We start from the raw sequence: 21,753 nt of genomic DNA, 5'->3' as shown, positions 1-21,753 counted from the left end.
CGGGACTTCGCTCAAGCATTATAGATGACTCTCTATGTAAGTCACAGCATCGCCAACAGTAGCAATCTTTTCAGCATCTTCATCAGAAATTTCCATTTCGAATTCGTCTTCTAATTGCATTACAAGTTCTACTACATCTAGGGAGTCTGCTCCTAAATCTTCCTTGAAGCTTGCAGCTGGTACTACTTCAGTTTCTTCTACTCCTAAACGATCAACGATGATTTTTGTTACACGCTCTAAAACATCTGCCATTCCATTCACCTCCCCTCAAATATTATATTAAATATTGTCCAAAAAAACTAGTTGAAATCGATTCTTTTATTACATTACCATACCGCCATCAACATTTAACGTTTGACCTGTAACATATTTGCTTTGATCAGAAGCAAAAAACGTTACAGCATTTGCGATATCTTGCGCTTCACCAAACTGTGCTGCAGGAATTAATTTTAACATTTCAGCTTTTATATTTTCATCTAATACGTCAGTCATATCTGTCGCAATAAACCCAGGGGCAATTGCATTTACAGTAATGTTACGGCTTGCTAACTCTTTTGCTGATGTTTTTGTTAATCCAATTACACCCGCTTTAGCAGCAACATAGTTTGCTTGTCCTGGATTACCTGTTACTCCCACAACAGAAGCGATATTAATAATACGTCCATGACGTTGACGCATCATATATCGAGATACTGCCTTCGTACATAAGAATACACCTTTTAAGTTTGTATTAATAACTGTATCCCATTCTTCTTCTTTCATACGCATTAATAAATTATCTTTTGTTACACCTGCATTATTCACAAGAATATCAACTTGTCCAAATGCATCTACAGTTTGTTTCACCATATTTGTAACGTCTTCAGCATTTGCAACATCTGCTCTTACTGCAATTGCATCCGAGCCTAATTTCTTTATTTCATCAACTACTTCATTTGCCTTTTGCTCATTACCAGCATAATTTACTACAACACTTGCCCCTTGTTTCGCTAAATCAATCGCAATCGCACGACCAATCCCACGTGAAGCGCCAGTTACTAATGCTACTTTCCCTTTTAACATCAGTTTTCTCCTCTCAAATTTGAAATGGTATCTTTTAACGTCTCTTCATCGTATATCGCATATGCTTTCACTGATGAATCAATCGACTTCATAAGTCCAGCAAGTACTTTCCCAGGTCCAATCTCAATAAATGTATCTACCCCTTGGCTCACCATGTATTCAATGGATGGGTACCATAAGACAGGCGAATAGAGCTGTTCGATTAGCTTTTCTTGAATATCTGCACCACTTGTAATAACGTCTGCTGTTACATTTGCGATAACAGGAATATTCGTATCTTGAATTGTAATTTCATTTAGGACACTTTGGAATTTCTCCGCTGCTGGCTTCATAAGCGAAGAGTGGAACGGTCCACTTACCTTAAGCGGAATTGCTCTCTTTGCACCATTTTCTTTCGCTCTTTGAGAGGCAATCTCTACTCCTTGCTTTGTTCCAGAAATCACAATTTGCTTCACACTATTCATATTAGCAATTTGTACTGCATATCCTTCACTTGTTACTTCTTCTGTAACTTGTTTCAGCATATGTGGATCAGCACCTAAAATAGCCGCCATTGCTCCTTCTCCGCCAGGAACAGCTTCTTCCATATATTCCCCACGTTTCCTTACAGCATATACAGCGTCTTCAAAAGTTAATGCACCCGCTGCTACAAGAGCGCTATATTCACCTAAACTATGCCCTGCAACAAAGTCTGGTGTAATATCATACTCTTTTAAAGCTGTCAAAAGAGCAAAACTCGTTGTTAATAAAGCAGGCTGCGCATTTGTCGTTAACGTAAGCTTTTCCTGCGGCCCTTCAAAAATCACTTCTGAAAGTGAATCTTGCAACACCTCATCTGCTTTTGCAAACACATTTGCAACCTCTTTATTATTCTCTGCTAACTGTTTACCCATTCCAACTGCCTGTGAACCTTGGCCCGGAAAAAGAAATGCTAGTTTTCCCATTTCAAATCCTCCTCTTATTGGAGTGGCTCTTTCTCCATTACGCTTGAAATAGTAGGAATAACTTCTTTCGCTACCATTTCTCTCGTTTGACGAATCGCACTAAATATTGATTGGTCATTAGAAGAACCGTGAGCCTTAATGACAGGAGCTTTCAATCCAAATAATGCCGCTCCCCCATACTCCGAATAGTCCATTTTATCTTTTAATACCATAAGTTTTGGCTTTAATACCGCTGCTGCTAATTTGCTCGTAAACGAACTCATTAACTGCTCTTTTAACATAGAGAATAATGCAAGTGCTGTTCCTTCTAATGATTTCAGCGCTACATTCCCTGTAAAACCATCACATACAACAACATCTGCTACACCTTGCAATAAATCTCTTGATTCAACGTTCCCAACGAAATGAATTGGGGCATCCTTAAGCATTGCAAAGACTTGTTTTGAAAGCTCGTTTCCTTTACCATCCTCTGTTCCAACATTTAAAAGTCCAACGCGAGGATTTTTAATTCCTCTTACTTTCTCAGCGTATACAGATCCCATTACTGCATATTGATATAAATGAATTGGTTTTGCATCAACGTTCGCTCCAACATCTAACATAACAAAACCTTCTCCATCAACAGTTGGCATTGTAGGGGATAAAGCCGGTCGCTCAATTCCTTCCATACGACCTACAATAAACAATCCAGCCGCCATTAAAGCTCCTGTACTACCAGCTGATATACAAGCATCCGCAACGCCGTCTTTCACTTGCTGCGCTGCGAGTACCATTGAAGCTTGTTTTTTTCGACGAACCGCTCTTACTGGTTCATCTGTCGATTCGATTTTTTCATCTGTATGAAGTATAGTAATTCGTTCTTCATTCGTTAAGTATTGACGAATTTCCTCTTCTTTCCCTACTAACGTAATATGTAAATCAGAATATTCTTTAATAGCTTTCATTGCTCCTAATACGACAGCCTTCGGAGCATGATCGCCGCCCATTGCATCTATTGCGATTTTCATAAGTTGTTACCTTCCTCACTATAATTACTAGATCGATACATTTCAAAAGTGCCTGTAAAAACAAGTTCTTCTCCAACAAAGCTACGCACTTTGACAACGGTCCGTCCTTTATCATTCTCTACATCTTCAACGCGCGCTTTTGCAACAACACGCTCCCCTAATTTTACAGGACGAATGTATCGAATGGTAGACTTTGCAGTTAAAGCTAATTCTTCATCAATAACCGCAACAGCTAGTGAGTTTGCTTGTGCAAACAAATGATGCCCACGGGCAATTTGATTTCTTTTAAATACGTGTTCTACCTTCACTTCAAAGATAGAAATCGCATGTCTATCTAATTCTATATCGATAATTTCGCCGACAACCTCTTCTAACGGTAAAGATTTCACATCTTCTTCATGTTGCTTTGTAGCTACATGTTTAATTCTTTCTCTTAATTCAGGAATAGATAATTCCATACGATCAAGACGTACGGTTTGTATACTCACTTGAAATTTTTCTGCTAAATCTTCATCCGTAATAAAAGGATTCGTTTCTATTGTTTGTTGTAATAATTCTTGTCTTTCTTTTTTACTTCTTCTTTTTTTCATACCGCACCATCCGTTTTTTATGACTAGGTACTAACAGTAGTATATAATCATTAAAAGTAGAATGCAACAAAAACTTTTGTTGCCTCTCTTTAATCGAGCTTCTCTCCCTGGAACACACCTGTCCCGTCAAGATACGTACGTAGCGCAGCATACTGATCATTATGCCAAAACGCTTCTGAATCTACTAGTAACGCCGCGTCTTGTCTCGCTGTTTCTAACGCTCGATAATCATGTACCATATCAGCAACCTTGAATTCTGGTAAACCACTTTGCTTACTTCCAAAGAAATCTCCAGGACCTCTTAACTCTAAATCTTTTTCTGACAATACAAATCCATCATTCGTTTCGGTCATAATACGCATTCGCTCTTTTCCTGTTTCCGATTTCGGATCCGCGATTAATAAACAATATGATTGTTCACTACCACGTCCAACACGCCCCCTAAGCTGATGGAGCTGTGATAAACCGAAACGCTCCGCGTCATAAATAACCATTACAGTCGCATTCGGTACGTTCACACCTACTTCAACAACTGTTGTCGACACAAGAATTTGCACTTTATTTTCACTAAATTGTCCCATTATCTCTTCTTTTTCTTGAGATGATAGTCTTCCATGCATTAATCCGACTTGGCATTTCCCTTGATAATGATGAGTCAGCATACTATGTAAGTCGATAGCATTTTGTACATCAAGTTTCTCAGATTCTTCAATAAGGGGACAAATTACATATGCTTGTCTTCCTTTTTTTATCTCCTTCTCCACAAAACCGAGAACCCGGTCTAACATATCATGTTTTGCCCAGTATGTTTCAATTACCTTTCTACCAGCTGGCATCTCATCGATTATAGAGACATCCATCTCTCCAAATGCAGTAATTGCTAACGTACGTGGAATTGGGGTCGCCGTCATAAATAATACGTCTGGACTTTCACCTTTCTCCCTTAAAACTCGTCGCTGCGCTACACCAAATCGATGTTGTTCATCAGTAATAACGAGACCTAACCTATGAAAGATAACTTCATCTTGAATTAAAGCATGTGTTCCGACAAGGATATCTATTTCCCCTTGTTCTAATTTCGCCAAAATCTCTCGACGTCTTACACCTTTAACAGAACTTGTTAACAATTCAACCTGCATACCAAAGTGCGAGAACGTCTCTGCGAGCGATTGATAATGTTGTTCTGCTAAAATTTCTGTAGGAACCATTAAAGCACCTTGATAATGTGCTAATTTCGCTGCATAAAGGCCAATCGCTGCAACGACTGTTTTCCCAGAACCTACATCACCTTGCAACAGACGATTCATCCGATATGGAGATGTCATATCTTTCATAATTTCATCTACAACCCGGCGTTGCGCGCCAGTTAACGGAAACGGAAGTGCATCGATAAACTCTTGCAATTCTGCTAAAGGAATTTCTTTTTTCGTCCCTTTCGAATTTTCCCTCTCCATTTTTCGTAACGTTTGCATTTTCAGCTGAAATAAGAAAAACTCCTCATATACAAAACGGCGACGTGCTTGTTTTAAATCTTCCTGCCCTGCTGGAAAATGCAACGCCCGAAGCGCTTCATAACGCGGCAATAATTTATATCGACTTAGCAATCCATCTGGTAACACTTCGACTATAGAATCTCCATACTCCTTTAACGCTTGTGCAATAAAACGGCGCATCTGTTTTACTGTAAGTTTCCCTTTTACTGAGTATACAGGCTCTACTTCTTGTTGACGTACAACCGGTCCAAAATGAAGCTCTGATACCGCAATCGTTTGACGGTGCTGATCCCATTTACCAGTAATCGTTACCGTTTCATCCAAACTTAACTTCTGCTTATAGTACGGCCTATTAAAACATACAGCTGTAATTAAATAACGACCGACGAGGACACGAACCGTAAGACGAGACTTCTTCTTCCCATAATATTGCAGCAAAGGAGCACTATGAACTTTCCCCTCAACTGTTACACGTTCATCATGCTTTACTTCAGCAAGATCTTTCATCGCATAATCTTCATAACGGTACGGAAAATGTTCTAATAGATGAGAAACTGTATAAATTCCCATCTCGTGTAGTAATTCAGATGTTTCTCCTCCGATTCCCTTTACATCCGTAACAGGAACTTGTACAACTTCATTCAAGATTCTCACGCTCCGTCACATTATTTTCTTTGATTCATTATCCATTAACATGATGGACATCTGTAATCGCTCTCTTTCACCCTATATATTCTATCATAGGCATTCTAAGAGAAACTACTCAAATCCCTCATAAGCAACACGAAAGAAAAGAGCCTCACTATTAGCAGCAAGGCTCTTTTTTATCTTCAATATGCTAGCCTTTTGAATAAAAACTAGTAATAAACTTCATATTATTACTTCTTATCCATTAGCAAGTAAGTAATCCATTTATCTTCAAAATGAATTTTTGCTTATTCTACAGAGAAGATGAACGAATACACCGGTTGGTTTCCAGCATGTACTTCTACTTCTGCATCTTCAAAATTCTCTTCTACAAATTCAACTAACTCAGCTACTTCTTCGTCAGTTGCATCTTCACCTTGTAGAATCGTTACAATTTCAGAATCTTCATCAATAAGTGCTTCTAGTAATTGCTTCGCAGCTCCTACTTTTGCAGCATTTGTTGATACGATTTTTCCATCTGCAATACACATGAAATCATCTTTTTGAATTGCTACACCATCAATTTCCGTATCACGTACAGCATACGTAATTTGACCGGTTTTCACATGAGATAAAGCTTCTTTCATGTTTTCTTCATTCTCTTCTAACGTTCCAACTGGATTAAATGCTAACATTGCAGCCATACCTTGAGGAACTGTTTTTGAACGAATAACAATCACTTCTTGATCAACAACTGACGCTGCTTGTTCTGCTGCCATCACGATATTTCCGTTGTTCGGTAAAATAATGATTTTTTCAGCGTTCGCTTCTTCAATCGCCTTCACAATATCCTCCGTACTTGGATTCATCGTTTGGCCACCTTCGATTACTTTCGTCGCGCCAATGCTCTCAAATAAAGTTTTGATACCAGATCCCATAGCTACAGTTACGATACCATACGGTTGTTTCTCTTTAGACTGGCTAGTCGGCTCAGGCATCATAGCAGGCTCATCTAATAAAGCTGTATGCTGTTCACGCATATTTTCTACTTTAATCTTAATTAAACTACCATAGCGTTGTCCATAATTCATAGGATCTCCAGGATGTTCCGCATGAATATGAACCTTAACAACCTCATCATCTGATACAACAAGCAGTGAATCTCCGTATACACTAATATCTTCACGGAATTTTTGTTCAGAGAAATTATGTTCCTTCATTTTTTCAGGCTCTAATTTCACCATGAATTCCGTACAATATCCATACTTTATATCTTCTGTACTCAATTGGCTTTGTACACTACGGTGATGTTCTGCGCGTACCATGTCATTCATAGATGGTTGGGCAGATACATTAGAAGAAATCGTTTCTCCTTTTAAGTCAGCTAAAAATCCTTCATATACAACAACAAGACCTTTACCACCGCTATCTACAACGCCAACTTGTTTTAATACAGGTAATAAATCTGGCGTACGATTTAACGATGCATTCGCTTCTTTCACAACGTCTTCCATAAACAAAACAAAGTCGCGCTGTTTTTTCGCAACTGTCACTGCATATTTACCCGTTTCTCTTGCAACCGTTAAAATCGTTCCTTCAATCGGTTTCATAACCGCTTTGTAAGCCGCTTCTACCCCAGCATCTAAAGCTGCAGCAAAATCAACTGTTGTTAATTCTTCTTTTTGTTCAATGGATTTAGAGAAACCACGGAATAACTGAGATAAAATAACACCAGAGTTACCACGAGCTCCCATTAATAATCCTTTGGCTAAACTTACACCGACTTTACCAGCGTGCTGTGAAGGGTTTTCTTTCACTTCACGTGCGCCTGAAGTCATCGATAAGTTCATGTTTGTACCGGTATCGCCATCTGGAACTGGAAATACGTTTAATGCATCAACAAGCTGAACATTATTTGTTAAATTATTCGCTCCTTGCATGATCATTTGTGATAAACGTTTCCCATCAATTTTTTGAATTGACACAGATTTTCCTCCTTAATGCACATTACAAGTTTATTACTTTAACTCCTTGTACGTAGATGTTTACAGAATCTACTGCTAGTCCTACAGTTTGATCTAATGTATATTTCACTTTCGTCTGCACGTTATGTGCTACTTCTGAAATTTTCGTACCATAGCTCACAATAATATACATATCAATATGTACTTCATCTTCATCTTTACGAACAATAACACCTCTAGTGAAATTTTCTTTTCGTAAAATGTCTGTTAAACCATCTTTTAATTGATTTTTTGATGCCATACCTACGATACCGTAGCAATCTACTGCGGCACCTCCAGCAATTGTTGCAATTACATCTGTACTAATATCAATTTGACCATACTTCGTTTTAATTTCAATTGACATCTCGTTTCCCCCTTCATAAATGGTGAAAGTGAGCTAGACTACTTTAGTTACTATCATATAATCTTTTTAAAGAAAATTCCATCGTTCTTTCTTTTCACTCTCATATTTTATGTTTTAAATCACATTTTTTATGATGAGCAAAATAGTCCATTGTTATTATACAACATGTACCACTATAATATGTCAAGTAATTTTTCTTGATTTCAACTTTTCATCATCGACATATGGTGTCAAGTAATTTTTCTTGATTTCTTTTTTCTACGGTGTTGCATTCTCTTTTTAGTTGTGTTAAATTATAGTAGTGTTTTTAGCATCGCAAAAAAGACTAACATTGAAAAATTACGTATGGTAAGGTATCAAGGGAGGGAAATATAAATGGCTCGTGTTTGTGCTATCACTGGAAGAAAAGCTCGTTCTGGTAACTCTCGTTCTCACGCAATGAACGCTACAAAACGTAAATGGGGCGCTAACCTTCAAAAAGTTCGCGTACGCATCGACGGAAAAGTTCAACGTGTTTACGTTTCTGCTAGAGCATTAAAATCTGGCAAAATCGAACGTGTTTAATAATAAAAAAAAGAGCCGCTAGGCTCTTTTTTTACTATGACAATGGAAAAAGCACCCGGTAATAGGTGCTTTTTTTAATCTTTTTTGAAGGTATTTAACATGGCACGAACAATTCCACCAAGAAATTTAGGTAACTTAATTGTATAAAATCTCATGGTTTCCCTCCTAATCCCCATTACTCCACTTGTTCACTATATGATGTAAGGAGCAAAATTGTTTCTTTAATCAGTGCTTCTTATCACCATTAATATGCCAGAAGTAAATGAAAAAGTACCTTTTTCCTCAACGAGTTCATTACTAATACAAAGTGTTGATCCCCATTCTATTGTTTTATTAGTTAGAGGATATTTAAAACCAAGTAATGTAATCCCTTCCACTATTTCAGTAACTGGCACAAAAGATACATAAGGGAAATTTTTATTGTCTTCAATTATATGTGTACCCACTTTTTTCACGCTTATTTCATTTTTATTGTCTACAATACACATTTCTATCTCTACTTCTAACCCTCTTAAAAGCATCTGTATATTTGCTAAACCATGATCCAGCCTTCCACCGGTGGCACCAAAAATACGAATCAATGTCGGATTTTGTTCTAACGCCCAGTTAATCGCAATTTCTAAATCTGTTTGATCTTTTTCACGAGGAACAATATGTAAGTCATTTGTTTGCTGGTCCATCCATACTAATTCCTCTTCTGTGACCGAATCGTAATCCCCAAACGCAACAGCTGGAGTAATTCCTCCTTTTAATAAACGATATACTCCTCTATCAACTGCCGCCCACACTACTTTCTCATTTTCATATCGAGAAAAATCTGCACAATATTCCGCAGGTCCGCCCGCTAAAATATGAATAATCATGTTTCCTTCCCCTTCTATTGTAAAAAGGCAATCTGCCATTCGGTAGATTGCCTTTTTACATATTTTTTCTCTATCCTTTGTAAATAGTGAACACTTACTACACTAGAAGATTCACTGGGATAAAGACTCGTTCATTCATTATCCACGAATGACACGAATTGCTTCACCGCGGTCTTTTTGATTGTATACTGCTGATCCAGCTACAAGTACATTTGCTCCTGATTCAACACAAAGTCTTGCTGTTTCAGCGTTTACACCACCATCAACTTCAATTTCCACTTCTAGATTGCGCTCTTTAACCATTTCTGCAACTTGTTTAATTTTCGGTAATACAGAATGGATAAATTTCTGTCCACCAAATCCAGGGTTTACTGTCATAAGTAATACCATATCTATATCTTCTAATACATGCTCAATCGTTGAAACTGGCGTATGCGGATTTAACACAACTCCCGCTTTAATGCCATGAGATTTAATTAACTGAATTGTACGATGCAGATGAGGGCACGCCTCTACATGAACAGTAATAATATCCGCTCCCGCTTTTGCGAAAGTCGGGATATAGTTATCTGGATTTTCAATCATTAAATGTACATCTAATGGTAACGATGTAATCGGACGGATAGCCTCTACAATTAATGGTCCAATCGTAATATTTGGTACGAAATGTCCATCCATTACATCGACGTGAATGTAATCCGCTCCGCCTTTTTCTACATCTTTAATCTCTTCCCCTAATTTTGAAAAATCTGCTGATAAGATCGATGGTGCAATTTTAATCATAACTAATACCTCGGCTTTCTCTCTTAATTTCTTCTACGAATTGTTTATAATTCTTATAACGATATTCTGTAATTTTCCCTTCTTCAACCGCAGCCTTTACAGCACATTTCGGTTCAGAAAGATGTGTACACCCTCTAAATTTACAGTATTGGCTCGCTTCTTTCAACTCTGGAAAACAATATGTAAGATCTTCTACCTCTATATCTATGAAATCAAGTGAACTAAAACCAGGTGTATCTGCAACTAGTCCGCTTCCAACCGCAATTAATTCCACGTGTCTTGTCGTATGTTTCCCGCGTCCTAAATGTGAGGAAATATCATTCGTTTTCAGTTCTAAATCTGGACGTAAAACGTTAAGCATAGAAGATTTTCCAACACCAGATTGCCCTGCAACAACAGAAACACAGCCTTCTAAGAATGGTTTTAAAATATCAATACTTTCCGAGGTATTTATAGATGTAAATAATACATCATATCCCATCTCACGATAGTCATTCGCATAAGATTCAACAGCATCTCTCATTTTTTCATCCACTAAATCCATCTTACTAATGCAAATAATCGGCTTAATGTTATGATATTCAATCAGCACTAAAAATCGATCTAACAGTCCCGGATTAAAATCCGGTTCTACTGCAGAGAAAACGAGAATTGCTTGATCAACATTAGCAATAGGAGGCCTAACAAGTTCATTTTTTCGATCAAATACTTCAAGCACGTATCCTTCGCTTGGATTATCTGCTTGAAAAACAACTTGGTCTCCTACCAGTGGTGTAATTTTATTTTTTCTGAACACACCACGCCCGCGACATTGTGTAATCCCTTCTTCATGCTGCACATAATAAAACCCACTTAGAGCTTTTACAATTTTTCCTTCTGGCATATAATTCTCCTTTATTTTGTATAAAGTGAGGCTGTAATTAATATTGAATGGATTAAAATTCTTTAAATACTTATTTCAAAACCTGTCATATATACAAGTTAATATATTTAATCTACCATCAAATGTAAAATATTATTTATAACAGTATCACTTTTATAGCTTTTTGAATCATATATTTTTGCCTGTTATACAGTCCACTATATGTAGAAAGCATAACAGGCAAGAGTAATACATTCCATCCTCTCTAGAAAGAAAATGGAATTCATTATTATTGAGTTGGGTATGGTACTTCTTTGTCGATAATCGTTACACCATCTCGTACAATTTTATAGTGTCCTTTTGTACCTTCTTGAATTACAAATTCTAATGAAATAGTTGCCGACTCTGAAATTGTTCTAGTTTCAATTGGTCTATCCATTTTTTGTTGCATATCTTCTTTATAAATTTCTATTGTTTGCGGTTTTTTCTCACCTATTATAGAAGACTCATACGGAATAGAAATATTATCCACTTTCACTGTTTTCGTTACTTTCGGCTTAAGACCTTCTGAGATGATAATCGTCACTTTATCTCCTTCTTTTAACGGCGTTCCTGGTTTTGGAGATTGCGAAATTACAAGTCCTTTATCAACAGTATCGGAATACTCTCGTTTTATATCTGGAGTTAGTTTTCTCTCATTCAAATAACCATTTACGCTATTTTCAGTCCATCCCGAAAAATCACCTGGTCTAATTTGATAAGGACCTTTACTTACCCAAATTTTCAGTTCTTGTTCCGCCTCTACTACCATTTGATCAGGCGTTGGAATTTGCTCTACGATTTCACCTTTTGGCCTATCATTTTCAATATAATTTATTGTAACTTGTTTATATTTTTCTTCTAATTCATTCCTTATACTCTCAAAATCTTTTCCTGTGAGATCACTCATCTTATTTTTCTTTTTTCCACCTGATTGATAGATAGTAATTTTAGAGTTTTCTTTCACGACTCTTCCTGCCACAGGATCTGTTTTTATCACATCACCGGCTTCAACATCGTCTGTATATACAATATTAGGTTCCGTAATCTCAAAACCTTTTTCAACTAGTGTATTTACTGCTGTCGTATATTTCATACCAGCCACATCAGGGACTTTTACATCTTTTGGAATGAAGAATCCCGGAATAACAGTAAGCGCTAACGTTATTCCAATCGCTAAAAGTAAAAATGTCGTAATTAAAACTTTGAGCCATTTATTACTTCGTTTTTTCTTCTTATTTAATTCCGTTTCTTCTTTTCTTACCTGTTCATCCATTTTACTTACTTTTAAAACAATCGTTTCATCAGTTACATTTTCGAATAATTGTTCTTGTTGAATAATGGGAATCGCTTTTGTCGCTTCCATATCTTCCGGTATGTAAAATGGCTGCTCATTTATCCTCTCTGGATATAGCGCAGTTTCAATATCTCGTTTCATCGCATTGGCAGATTGATATCTATGAAACGGATCTTTCGCAGTTGCCTTTAATATAATATTTTCGACACTTTGCGGAATATTTTCATTCCATCTTTTTGGAGACGGAATTTCACTTTGTAAATGTTTTAAAGCTATAGCAACAGCAGATTCGCCAGAAAACGGTTGTCTTCCTGTTAACAACTCAAACATAACGATCCCCAGGGAATAAATATCTGATTGTTTATTTGCTATCCCGCCACGCGCTTGTTCTGGTGATAAGTAATGTACCGAACCAAGTACCGAATTTGTATGTGTAATTGTTGTTGCACTTGTAGCTGTCGCAATTCCAAAATCTGTTACTTTTATTACTCCATCAGCTCGAATTAAAATATTGTGCGGTTTAATATCACGGTGCACAATTTCAAAATGATGGGCGTGTGCCATGGCGGATGTTAATTGCTCCATAATATCAAGAGCTTCTCCTATAGGTAACATTCCTCGCTCAATTATGTATTGCTTCAATGTTTGTCCTGGTACGTACTCCATTACAAGATAATATATACCATCTTCTTCTCCGACATCATACATATTCACAATATTTGGATGCGACAACGTTGTAACAGACTGCGCTTCTCGATGGAAACGTTTAATAAACTCTTCGTTATTTGAGTAGTCGAGTCTTAATATTTTTACCGCTACATCCCGGCCCAGTATATCATCATGAGCTAAATACACATTGGCCATTCCACCGCCACCAATCATTTTCAGCAGCTTATAACGGTCATTTAAGCGTTTTCCAATCAGCACGTTGCACTTCACCTACTTTCGTTTGTCGAACCCGCATAATCAATAAGAACAAGGGTGATATTATCTTCTCCGCCACGATCATTCGCCAATTGAATGAGACATTGTCCCTTAGTTTCAAGCTGTTCATTTAACTGTAAAATTTGTTGCATATCCACAATAGAAACTTTGTTAGATAATCCATCAGAGCAAAGAAGTAACTGATCATCTTCCTCAAGCACCAATGTTTTAACATCTAATCCGACTTTTTCTTCTGTTCCTAATGCTCTTAACAAAACATTCTTTTTCGGGTGATATTCTGCGTCTTCTTTTGAAATTTCACCATGTCTCACAAGTTCATTTACAAGTGAGTGATCTTCCGTTACAAGCGAGATTTCTCCCTCTGATACCATATAACAACGACTATCTCCTATATGACCTATTGTCACAAAGTTTGGCGTACAAATCGCTATTATAAGTGTTGTTCCCATACCATTACATTCTACATGTTGCTTAGAGTACTCATATATACGCTCATTAATAATCCCAACACTCGTATGTAACCACTCTTCTACTTTTTTTGGTTCATTCATATTATGCGTTTGCTTCCAATAATCATGGAATAATTGAATGGTCATCGAGCTAGCTACATCACCAGCTCGATGACCTCCCATTCCATCTGCTACTACCGCTAAAATATTTCCATCTAAATTGTGAAAAACTCCTGCACTATCTTCATTATGTTGACGAACTTTTCCTTTATCCGATAGAAACACGGCTTTCATCTCGTCACCTCGTCTCTTCTTTACGCTCCTTCGCACGCAACTGACCGCAGGCTGCATCAATATCATGACCTTGTTCACGGCGAATCGTTACATTCACTCCACGATCTTTTAACGTTTTTTCAAATAAGAAAATTTGTTCACGTGGCGTACGTACATAATCACGTTCAGGTACGTAGTTTACCGGAATTAAGTTTACATGACATTTTACACCTTTTAAAAGCGCAGCAAGTTCTTCAGCTTGCTCAACTTGGTCATTTTCCCCTCCAAATAAGCCATATTCAAACGTAATACGACGCCCTGTTCTATTTACATAGTATTTAACAGCTTCCATTAAGTCTGGTAGCTTATAAGCACGGTTAATCGGCATTAATTTTGAACGTAACTCTGTATTTGCAGAATGCAATGAAATCGCAAAATTAATTTGCATATCTTCTTCAGCGAACTTGTAAATTTTTGGAACAATTCCACTTGTTGAAACTGTCATATGTCTTGCACCAATATGAATTCCTTTTTCATGGTTTACAATGCGTAAGAATGACATTAAGTTGTCGTAATTATCAAACGGCTCTCCAATTCCCATAACAACAAGCGAACTTACACGTTCTTCTGTTTCATCAAGTGCACGTTGCACTTCTACTACTTGCGCTACAATCTCTCCAGCCTCTAAGTTTCGTTTTAACCCACCAAGTGTAGATGCACAGAACGTACAACCAATACGGCATCCAACCTGTGTTGTTACACAAATAGAATTTCCATATTCATGTCGCATTAACACTGTTTCAATAGAATAACCATCATATAATTGGAATAAGAATTTAATAGTTCCATCAGAAGATGTTTGTTTTACCAATGTATTTAAAGTAGTAATATCAAAGGAATTCGACAATTTATCGCGTAATCCTTTAGAAAGATTCGACATATCCTCATAATTTTTTACACGTTTTTTATATAGCCAATCAAAGATTTGTCCTGCACGGAATTTTGGTTCTCCTTGTTCCTTTAACCAATCTTGCATTTCATGAAGTTGTAAAGAATAAATTGATGGTTTTTTCGTTTCTAGATTTTTCTTTTGTTTTCTCACAGTCGTTTCCACGATGCTACACCTTCTTCCTTAAACAAGCAATATAAAAGCCATCTGTTGCAAAATAATGCGGTAAAATTCGTACTTGACCTTCATCAATATACGGATTTAACTTTTCTGGCATGCGATCTTTTATCGTAGTATCCCATTCAAATTCAGGATGCTCTTTTAAAAATTGCTTTATTACTTGTTCATTTTCTATTTTTTCAATTGTGCACGTACTATAAACAAGGCGACCACCTTGTTTTAACAATGGTGCTATTTTTTCTAGTATTGCAAGTTGAATCGTCGATAATCTTTCACTATCGCCTTTATCTTTACCTAACTTAATATCAGGTTTACGTCTAATTACACCAAATCCAGAACATGGTGCATCTACTAATATTTTATCGAACGTTTCATTCGCAAATTGTTCTTGTGCTTTTCTAGCATCTAGTGCTTTTGTTTCGACATTCTCTAGACCAAGTCGCTCTGCTTGTTGTTTAATTAAACGTACTTTGTGTGCATGTAAATCAAGAGACATGACTTGACCAGTTCCTTTTAATCGCTCTGCAATGTGCGTTGTTTTTCCGCCCGGAGCAGCACAACTATCAAGAACTACATCTCCCTCATTCGGTTCTAAAACGCGTGCTACAAGCATAGAACTTTCATCTTGAATAGAAAGAAACCCTTTTTTGAACGCATCTGTATGCGCTACATTCCCTCTTTCAATTTGAATTGCATCCTCTGATAAATCGCCGCGCTTCGCTTCTATACCTTCACTAGCCAACAACTCAATTGCTTCTTCTACTGTTATTTTATCAACATTTACACGCGCTGTTGGTACTGGGGGTAACATGTTCACTTCACACATTTTCTCTGCTGTCTCTAAACCATATTCAGAAGCCCAGTCTTGAACAAGCCAAACTGGATGACTTGTTGCAATTGCCAAACGTTCTACTGGATCCTTGATTTCATCTACAGAAGGTACCCCTTCTCTCTGAATCGAACGTAATACACCGTTCACCATACCAGCAATCCCTTTATGCCCGCGACGCTTTGCAATTTCAACTGCTTCATGAATAGCCGCTCTTTCGGGCACTCGGTCTAAATAAATCATTTGATATAAAGATAAGCGAAGTAATACTCTTACCCACGCCTCAACCTTCTTTTTTAAAAAAGGCTGTAAATAATAATCTAATGTGTCACGACGTTGAATCGTTCCATATACAATTTCAGTTAACAAACCAATATCTTTTCTATCAATTGCATTTTTTTCAATTAGATTATTTAAAAGTAAGTTACTGTATGCACCACTTTTTTCTACTTGGATTAAGCCATCAAGAGCTAACTCACGAACGTTTGGTCTCATGCATTTTCTCCTAACTTCGTTCCAATTTCAGGTTTTGTGCCACGTAAAAATTGCGAACAACTCATACGTTTTTTACCAGAAGGTTGCAATTCAGTGATTTTAACACCTGTCTCATTCCCTGTTGCAACAACAAATCCATCTTCTTCAAGAGCTACTATTGTACCCGCTTCAGCTGATTTCGTTACAGGTACTTTTTCTCCCCACCATACTTTAACAACTTGTCCTGCTAAAGTTGTATAAGCAACTGGCCATGGATTCAATCCGCGAATGTGATTGTATACTTCTTCACCTGTTTTTGTCCAATCAATTTTCTCTTGCTCACGTTTTATATTATATGCGAACGTTACTTCATCTTCATTTTGTTTAATTGGTTCTAGCTTACCTTGAATTAATAAAGGTACTGTTTTAGATAGAAGATGTGCTCCTGCTTCACTTAACTTATCGAATAACAAGCCCGTCGTTTCACGCTCGTCAATTTCCACTTCTACTTGCGTTAAGATATCACCAGCATCTAATTTTTCTACCATATACATAATTGTAATGCCTGTTTTCGCTTTTCCTTCCATGATCGCATAATGAATCGGTGCACCACCGCGAAGCTCTGGAAGTAATGATGCATGGACATTAATACATCCGTACTTTGGTGCTTCTAAAATTTCGTTTGGTACAATCTGACCAAACGCAGCTGTTACAATTAAATCCGCCTTTAGTGCTAATACTTTTTCATATTCGTCTTTTTCACGAATTTTCAGTGGCTGTAGCACCGGAATACCATGTTTCTCCGCTTCAACTTTAACTGGAGTAGGCGTTAAAACCTTTTTTCTACCTACCGGACGATCAGGTTGTGTTACAACACCCACTACGTCATATCCATCCTCGATAAGACGACGAAGCACCGGCACTGAAAAGTCCGGTGTTCCCATAAATACTACTTTTATCATTTAAAAACCGCTCCTTTTAATACCTATTCTAATTCGTTTTCCTCATAATATCTTGTCACTTTCGATGTAAATAACACACCGTGTAAATGATCGATTTCATGTTGAATTGCACGTGCTAAAAATCCTTCTGCTTCTAGTAAAAATACTTTACCTCGGCGATTTTGCGCACGTACTTTAATATAATCCGCACGTTCTACTTCACCATAAAGTCCCGGGAAGCTTAGACAACCTTCGGGACCTACTTGTTCACCACGTTTTTCTAGTATCGATGGATTGATTAACTCGATTTTCCCCGTATCATCACCGATATCAACTACCGCAACTTGCAAGCTTACACCTACTTGAGGCGCAGCTAAACCGACTCCGTCCGCAATTAACATTGTTTCATGCATATCTTTCAACAATTTCACTAACTTTTTATCAAAGTTAATTACTCTTTCACATGGTGTTTCTAACACTTCATTTGGATGCTTTACTATTTCTAAAACTGCCATATTTCCCTCCGCTACATTAACATTGTTGGATTAAAATCAATTGAGATTTGTAGCTCTTTTTGCATTTCTGCTTGATAATGTTCATTTACCATTTTGAGCACGTTCTTTAAGTTTGGTTCCCGTTTGTATTTTATCATGCATTGATAACGATATCTATCTTTTATCCTTGGAATTGCTGAAGCAACCGGTCCTAACACCATCGTTTGCTCTGTGCAGTGCGACCGTAAATACATGGCAATTTTTTCCGTCACTTGCACGGCCTTTAATAATTCCGGATGAGATACTGTTACAAGTACAACATAGTAATAAGGTGGATATTGTCTTGTTCGTCTCATTTGCATTTCTTGGTCAAAAAACACATCATATTGTTGGTTCTTTGCTAACTCTATACTGTAATGTTCTGGCGTATAGGTTTGAATTATAACTTCCCCTGGTAATTCATGTCTGCCTGCTCGTCCACTTACTTGCGTCAATAACTGATAGGTCTTTTCACTCGCTCGAAAATCAGGTAAGTGAAGCATCGTATCTGCAGTTAAAACCCCGACAAGCGTTACTTTAGGAAAATCTAATCCTTTCGCAATCATTTGTGTTCCAAGTAATATATCTGCTTTTTCTTCCCCGAACGCCTTTAATAATTTTTCATGCATTCCTTTGCGACTTGTCGTATCTACATCCATTCGAATGACTCGTGCCCCTGGAAATAATTTTGTAATTTCTTCTTCTACCTTTTGTGTACCTGTACCAAAGAAACGAATATATGTACTTTGACACGCAGGACATGCATTCGGCATATTCTCTTCGTAACTGCAATAATGACATTTTAAACGATGGTTCATTTTATGATATGTCAGCGAGATATCACAATGCGGACATTGTACAACATACCCGCAATCACGGCACATAACAAATGTAGAATGACCTCTTCTATTTAAAAAGAGCACCATTTGTTCTTTCTTTTCTAATCGATCTGCTATTTTTTCATGCAGCGCTTTCGAAAACATGGAACGATTCCCGTCACGAAGTTCCTCACGCATATCAACAATCTCTACTGTCGGTAAGGCTTGTTCGTTCATACGCTTTTCCATCGTTAGTAATTCATACACACCTTTTTTCGCTCTTGCAAACGATTCAAGTGTCGGTGTTGCACTACCAAGAACGATAGGACATTTATGATATTGTCCTCTCCACACAGCTACATCCCTTGCATGATACCTCGGATTATCTTCTTGCTTATAGCTCGATTCATGCTCCTCATCAATAATAATAATCCCTAAATTTTCAAAAGGAGCAAATACAGCTGAACGTGCACCAACTACAACTTTCACTTCTTTTCTTAAAATCTTACGCCATTCATCATATTTTTCTCCAACAGACAGCGCACTATGAAGAACCGCAACTTGCGAGCCAAATCTACCTTTAAAACGATCTACCATCTGAGGCGTTAGTGCAATTTCAGGAACAAGCACAATAGCTTCTTTTCCTTTCTCGAGCACCGCTGCTATAGATTGTAAATATACTTCTGTTTTTCCGCTTCCTGTAACACCATATAGTAAAAATGGATTGTAAGTTTCATTTGTAATTGATGATAAAATCGGTGCAATAACTTGCTTTTGTTCCTCCGTAAGTGGGAATGGTTTCGTTTGTTCAAAATCATCATCGTCATATGGATTCCGATATACTTCCACATACTTTTCTGAGATTAGCCCCTTTTTAACAAGTGCTTTAATCGGAGCATCTGTTATTTGCAACTCTTCTGTTATCACTTTCAACGGCACACTTTTATAATTTTCCACAAAATAATAGAGTACATCTTGTTGTTTTTTACTTTTCAGTTCAAATGCTGCTAATTCTAATTTATCTTCTGACAATTCCGGTTGAACGACTCTTTGTTTCTTCTTTTGTACTTTATCTTTTACCTGATAAACAACTTCAATCGTGCCATTTTTAATTTCTTGTTGAATCGTGCGGTATAGGTGTGGCTGCGTCTCAATTGCTTCCCAATCTATCGCTTCTTTGTCTTGAAATAAAAACAGTAGTTCAGGTGCTACATCTTCTTGTTTACGAATTTGTAGACGCTTTTTATACGTTGCTTTTATCGCCGTTGGAAGCATGACTTGAAAAGCTGAAATCATATAACATAACGTTTCACTTGTAAGCCAATATCCAAGCTTTAATAATTCCTCGTTTAAAACCGGTGTTACATCTAATATTTCATGGATTGTCTTTAACTTCTTACTTTCTACTTCAACCGAATCTTTGATCCCAATAATAAAACCTTGCAATTTCCTTGGGCCAAACGGAACTACTACACGCATGCCCGTCTGGACAATATCTTCCCATTTTTTAGGGATAATATAATCAAATGGTCGATCTGTCTGACGTGCAGGTACATCAACAATTACACTTGCAAATATCATAGACGATCATCTTCTAACATCATTTCAATTTGCTTTAATATTTCACGAGCAACCTCTTTCTTCGTTAAAAGTGGCAACTCTATAACTTCTCCATCTTTCCTATACATTGTTACAATGTTCGTATCTGTACCAAATCCAGCTCCTTGCGCCTTTACATCGTTCGCAACAATCATATTCGCATTTTTCTCACGTAATTTTTTCGTTGCGTATTCCTCTATGTTTGTCGTTTCAGCCGCAAAACCGATAAGTAACTGTTTGTCCTTCATCTCACCTAACGTTTTTAAAATATCTACTGTTCTCTCGAGTTCGATTACAGCATCACCATTTTTCTTTTTCATTTTATTATCATGAACATATTTCGGACGGTAATCTGCAACTGCCGCTGTTTTAATGACAACATCTACGTTTTGATAATGTTGCAGAACTATTTCTAACATATCTTGTGCAGATTCCACTTGTACCGTATTTACATGTAATGGTGGGTTTAATACTGTCGGTCCCGAAACAAGTATGACATCAGCACCTAAGTTCGCTGCCACTTCCGCAATTGCATATCCCATTTTCCCAGAAGAAAAATTGGTCATAAAACGCACTGGATCAATCTTTTCACGAGTTGGGCCAGCAGTTATTAATATTTTTTTTCCTTGTAATGGTTTTTGCTCTGAAAAAGCCTCTTCTAACCGTGCAATAATTGCTTCAGGTTCTTCTAGTCTTCCCTTCGCTACATAACCACACGCTAAAAAACCTTCTCCAGGCTCAATAAATGTATATCCTAACGTTTTTAACGTCATCATATTTTTTTGAACAATTTTGTTTTCATACATATGCACATTCATAGCAGGTGCAATCCACACTGGGGCTGTAGTCGCTAACAAAGTAGTTGTAATCATATCGTCTGCAATACCGCTAGCTAACTTCCCAATACAATTGGCAGTAGCAGGTGCAACAAGTACTACATCTGCCCAATCTGCTAAATCGATATGTGCAATAACAGCTGAGTCTTTCTCATCGAATGTATCTGTATATACATCATGGCGAGAAAGTGCTTGAAATGTAAGAGGCGTAACAAACTTCATTGCCGACTCACTCATCATTACTTTTACAATTGCACCAGTTTGTGTCAATTTACTAGTTAACGCAGCCGCTTTAAAGACCGCAATGCCTCCTGTTACACATAGAAGTATCTTTTTTCCTTTTAGCATATGGCTCGTCCTCTTTCTTTTTCAAACTTATAATACTGAAACAGAATTCCCAGCTCGTCAGTACCAATATCTCTTCCC

At 37.3% G+C, this 21,753-nt stretch carries 20 protein-coding genes and 1 pseudogene; 1 reads left to right on the top strand and 20 read right to left on the bottom strand.

What is annotated here, in order from left to right; all coding sequences use genetic code 11:
- Positions 1 to 18: 18 nt before the first annotated feature.
- The 8 genes from acpP to ACUN28_RS09900 all read right to left on the bottom strand — a co-directional run bounded on the left by acpP (position 19) and on the right by ACUN28_RS09900 (position 8,093).
- Positions 19 to 252, bottom strand: a complete 234-nt coding sequence (gene acpP, locus ACUN28_RS09935) for an acyl carrier protein (protein ID WP_000786062.1) — start codon at positions 250 to 252, stop codon at positions 19 to 21.
- Between the two features lie 69 nt (positions 253 to 321).
- Positions 322 to 1,062 carry a 3-oxoacyl-[acyl-carrier-protein] reductase gene (gene fabG, locus ACUN28_RS09930; protein WP_016086597.1) on the bottom strand — a complete coding sequence of 247 codons (741 nt, stop codon included), beginning with the start codon at positions 1,060 to 1,062 and terminating at the stop codon, positions 322 to 324.
- Positions 1,062 to 2,006: an ACP S-malonyltransferase gene (fabD, locus tag ACUN28_RS09925; protein WP_016086596.1), complete on the bottom strand. Its 945-nt coding sequence runs from the start codon at positions 2,004 to 2,006 to the stop codon at positions 1,062 to 1,064. The genes fabG and fabD overlap by 1 nt, the downstream gene beginning before the upstream one ends.
- Positions 2,007 to 2,020: 14 nt before the next feature.
- Positions 2,021 to 3,013, bottom strand: a complete 993-nt coding sequence (gene plsX, locus ACUN28_RS09920; RefSeq protein ID WP_016086595.1) for a phosphate acyltransferase PlsX — start codon at positions 3,011 to 3,013, stop codon at positions 2,021 to 2,023.
- Positions 3,010 to 3,603 carry a transcription factor FapR gene (fapR, locus tag ACUN28_RS09915; RefSeq protein WP_000747352.1) on the bottom strand — a complete coding sequence of 198 codons (594 nt, stop codon included), beginning with the start codon at positions 3,601 to 3,603 and terminating at the stop codon, positions 3,010 to 3,012. The genes plsX and fapR overlap by 4 nt, the downstream gene beginning before the upstream one ends.
- Positions 3,604 to 3,692: 89 nt before the next feature.
- The gene (gene recG / locus ACUN28_RS09910; RefSeq protein WP_016086594.1) at positions 3,693 to 5,741 is read right to left on the bottom strand and encodes an ATP-dependent DNA helicase RecG; all 2,049 of its coding nucleotides are present in this window, start codon (positions 5,739 to 5,741) and stop codon (positions 3,693 to 3,695) included.
- A 290-nt stretch (positions 5,742 to 6,031) separates the two neighbouring features.
- Complete coding sequence (locus ACUN28_RS09905; protein WP_016086593.1) at positions 6,032 to 7,708, bottom strand: DAK2 domain-containing protein; 1,677 nt, start codon at positions 7,706 to 7,708, stop codon at positions 6,032 to 6,034.
- Between the two features lie 22 nt (positions 7,709 to 7,730).
- Positions 7,731 to 8,093, bottom strand: coding sequence for an Asp23/Gls24 family envelope stress response protein (locus ACUN28_RS09900; RefSeq protein WP_000021109.1), 363 nt, complete (start codon positions 8,091 to 8,093; stop codon positions 7,731 to 7,733).
- 375 nt (positions 8,094 to 8,468) lie between these two features.
- On the opposite strand from ACUN28_RS09900, the gene rpmB reads away from it, so the two are divergent.
- Positions 8,469 to 8,657 (top strand): 50S ribosomal protein L28, encoded by a 189-nt coding sequence (rpmB, locus tag ACUN28_RS09895; protein ID WP_000124776.1) that lies wholly within the window; start codon positions 8,469 to 8,471, stop codon positions 8,655 to 8,657.
- Positions 8,658 to 8,731: 74 nt separating this feature from the next.
- Here the strand turns inward: rpmB and spoVM are convergent, their stop codons facing one another.
- From spoVM to coaBC, 12 genes and pseudogenes are all read right to left on the bottom strand, one after another.
- Positions 8,732 to 8,812, bottom strand: a complete 81-nt coding sequence (gene spoVM / locus ACUN28_RS09890; protein WP_001213599.1) for a stage V sporulation protein SpoVM — start codon at positions 8,810 to 8,812, stop codon at positions 8,732 to 8,734.
- 66 nt (positions 8,813 to 8,878) lie between these two features.
- Positions 8,879 to 9,559, bottom strand: coding sequence for a thiamine diphosphokinase (locus ACUN28_RS09885; protein ID WP_016086592.1), 681 nt, complete (start codon positions 9,557 to 9,559; stop codon positions 8,879 to 8,881).
- Positions 9,560 to 9,658: 99 nt separating this feature from the next.
- Positions 9,659 to 10,303, bottom strand: a complete 645-nt coding sequence (gene rpe / locus ACUN28_RS09880) for a ribulose-phosphate 3-epimerase (RefSeq protein WP_016086591.1) — start codon at positions 10,301 to 10,303, stop codon at positions 9,659 to 9,661.
- A gap of 2 nt (positions 10,304 to 10,305) precedes the next feature.
- Positions 10,306 to 11,186: pseudogene (gene rsgA / locus ACUN28_RS09875) on the bottom strand (ribosome small subunit-dependent GTPase A).
- A 268-nt stretch (positions 11,187 to 11,454) separates the two neighbouring features.
- The gene (gene prkC / locus ACUN28_RS09870; protein ID WP_016086589.1) at positions 11,455 to 13,428 is read right to left on the bottom strand and encodes a serine/threonine protein kinase PrkC; all 1,974 of its coding nucleotides are present in this window, start codon (positions 13,426 to 13,428) and stop codon (positions 11,455 to 11,457) included.
- Between the two features lie 8 nt (positions 13,429 to 13,436).
- Positions 13,437 to 14,189 (bottom strand): Stp1/IreP family PP2C-type Ser/Thr phosphatase, encoded by a 753-nt coding sequence (locus ACUN28_RS09865; RefSeq protein WP_016086588.1) that lies wholly within the window; start codon positions 14,187 to 14,189, stop codon positions 13,437 to 13,439.
- Positions 14,190 to 14,193: 4 nt separating this feature from the next.
- The gene (rlmN, locus tag ACUN28_RS09860) at positions 14,194 to 15,282 is read right to left on the bottom strand and encodes a 23S rRNA (adenine(2503)-C(2))-methyltransferase RlmN (RefSeq protein ID WP_016086587.1); all 1,089 of its coding nucleotides are present in this window, start codon (positions 15,280 to 15,282) and stop codon (positions 14,194 to 14,196) included.
- Between the two features lie 4 nt (positions 15,283 to 15,286).
- On the bottom strand, positions 15,287 to 16,621 hold the full coding sequence (gene rsmB, locus ACUN28_RS09855) for a 16S rRNA (cytosine(967)-C(5))-methyltransferase RsmB (RefSeq protein ID WP_016086586.1): 1,335 nt from the start codon (positions 16,619 to 16,621) through the stop codon (positions 15,287 to 15,289).
- Positions 16,618 to 17,562, bottom strand: a complete 945-nt coding sequence (gene fmt / locus ACUN28_RS09850; RefSeq protein ID WP_016086585.1) for a methionyl-tRNA formyltransferase — start codon at positions 17,560 to 17,562, stop codon at positions 16,618 to 16,620. Before fmt ends, rsmB begins: the two co-directional genes overlap by 4 nt.
- A gap of 23 nt (positions 17,563 to 17,585) precedes the next feature.
- Positions 17,586 to 18,056, bottom strand: a complete 471-nt coding sequence (def, locus tag ACUN28_RS09845) for a peptide deformylase (protein WP_000279468.1) — start codon at positions 18,054 to 18,056, stop codon at positions 17,586 to 17,588.
- 11 nt (positions 18,057 to 18,067) lie between these two features.
- On the bottom strand, positions 18,068 to 20,473 hold the full coding sequence (priA, locus tag ACUN28_RS09840) for a primosomal protein N' (RefSeq protein ID WP_016086584.1): 2,406 nt from the start codon (positions 20,471 to 20,473) through the stop codon (positions 18,068 to 18,070).
- Positions 20,470 to 21,675, bottom strand: coding sequence for a bifunctional phosphopantothenoylcysteine decarboxylase/phosphopantothenate--cysteine ligase CoaBC (gene coaBC / locus ACUN28_RS09835; protein ID WP_016086583.1), 1,206 nt, complete (start codon positions 21,673 to 21,675; stop codon positions 20,470 to 20,472). The genes priA and coaBC overlap by 4 nt, the downstream gene beginning before the upstream one ends.
- Between the last annotated feature and the right edge of the window lie 78 nt (positions 21,676 to 21,753).

It is taken from the genome of Bacillus sp. WC2507 (assembly GCF_052656125.1).
Note: the sequence above shows the minus strand (reverse complement) of the source record. Positions and strands in the feature narration are given on the sequence as shown.